General features: G+C 71.4%; 1 protein-coding gene. It reads left to right on the top strand.

Annotated features, from left to right (window positions below; translation table 11 throughout):
* On the top strand, positions 1–1943 hold a 1943-nt coding region (locus ACWGN5_RS41845; RefSeq protein ID WP_453524278.1), incomplete at both ends, for a non-ribosomal peptide synthetase.

Here is a 1943-nt window from a genome sequence, read left to right as displayed (position 1 = left end):
CTGGTGGAGGAGCTGGCGCCGGCGCGTTCCATGGCGCGGCATCCGCTGTTCCAGGTGATGCTGACCCTGCAGAACGCCGCTTCGGCGAAGCTCGATCTGTCAGAGGCCCGGGCCTCCCGCATGGCCGGGGGTGCTCCCGTGGCCAAGTTCGACCTGGAGGTCGCCGCCGCCGAGGTCTTCGATGCCGACGGTGCGCCGGCCGGTCTGAACGGACAGCTGATTGCGGCGGCTGATCTGTTCGATGCGGCGACGGCCACGGAGATGACGAACCGCTGGGTTCGGGTGTTGTCGGCGGTCGTCGAGGATCCGTCGGTGCGGGTGAGCACGGTGGATGTGCTGGAAGCGGCCGAGCGCCACAGGGTGCTGGTGGAGTGGAACGACACCGCGGCCGACGTCGAGGCGGCGACGGTTGCGGAGCTGTTCGAGGCACAGGTGACGCGCGACCCGGATGCGTTGGCGGTGGTCGACGGGGCTGTGGAGCTCTCGTACCAGGAGGTGGATGCGCGGGCGAATCAGCTGGCGCGGCGCCTGACCGGCATGGGGATCGGCCCGGAGTCGGCTGTCGGGATCTGCCTCGAACGCGGTGCCGACCTGCAGGTGGCCCTGCTGGGCGTCCTGAAGGCCGGGGGCGCGTACGTACTGCTGGATCAGGATCACCCTGCCGAGCGCATCGCCTTCGTGGTGCGGGACGCGGGGATGCAGGTCGTGCTGACCTCCCAGGCGCTGGCCGGGGTGCTGCCGGGTGAGGTGCGGCAGGTCGTGGTGGATGACCCGGCGGTGGCGGCGGAGATCGCCGGTCTCGACAGTTCGGCGGTGGCCTGCGCCCAGCTGCGGCTGGAGCACCCGGCGTACGTGGGCTACACGTCCGGCTCGACCGGCCGTCCGAAGGGCGTGGTGGTCTCGCACTTCGGCGTGGCGAGCCTGGTGGCGAGTCAGGTGAGGGATCTCGAGGTGGGACCGGGCGCACGCGTGGGCCAGTTCGCCTCGGCCTCCTTCGACTGCTTCGGGTGGGAATGGCTGATGGCGCTGCTGTCGGGCGCGGCCCTCGTCGTGGTGCCGGCCGAGCGCCGGCTCGGGACCGCGCTGCCGGAGTTCCTGGCCGAGACACGGGTGACGCATGTGACGCTGCCGCCGGGTCTGCTCGCCACCCTCGACGAGCGCTCGATCAGCACGGACACCGTACTGGTGGTAACCGGCGAGGCGTGCCCGCCCGAGGTGATGGCGCGGTGGGCGCCGGGTCGCACGATGCTCAACTCCTACGGTCCGACCGAGACGACCGTGGATGCGACGCTGTGGCGTTGCGACGACCCGACGACCGTCTCGATCGGTACGCCGGGGCTGAACACCCAGGTGTACGTGCTGGACGAGTACCTGGCGCCGGTGCCCGTGGGTGTCGCGGGCGAGTTGTACGTGGCCGGGGTGGGTCTGGCCCGGGGCTATGCGGGGCGTACGGGGCTGACGGCGGAGCGGTTCGTGGCGAACCCGTTCGGTGGTGCGGGTGAGCGGATGTACCGGACCGGGGACCGGGCGCGGTGGACGGCGGAGGGGCGGCTGGTCTTCGCCGGGCGTACCGATCACCAGGTGCAGATCCGCGGTTTCCGGATCGAGCCGGGTGAGATCGAGGCGGTGCTGGCCTCACATCCGCGGGTCGGCCAGGCGGCGGTGCTCGCGCGGGAGGACGTCCCGGGTGACCAGCGCCTGGTCGCCTATGTGGTTCCCACGGCTGAGGCGGCGGCCGACACGCTGCCGGATGCCTTGCGCGCGTGGGTGACGGAGTGGCTGCCCGGATACATGGTGCCGTCGGCCGTGGTGGTGCTGGACGGGCTGCCGTTGACCTTGAACGGAAAGCTGGACCGCAAGGCGTTGCCGGCTCCGGAGTACCGGGTGGGTGCCGGGCGGGGGCCTGCGTCGGTGCAGGAGGAGATCCTGTGCCAGGCCTTCGC

The sequence above is a fragment of the Streptomyces sp. NPDC055815 genome (assembly GCF_053616475.1).
The sequence above is the reverse complement of the archived record's forward strand: the minus strand, read 5'-3'. Positions and strand labels throughout refer to the sequence as shown.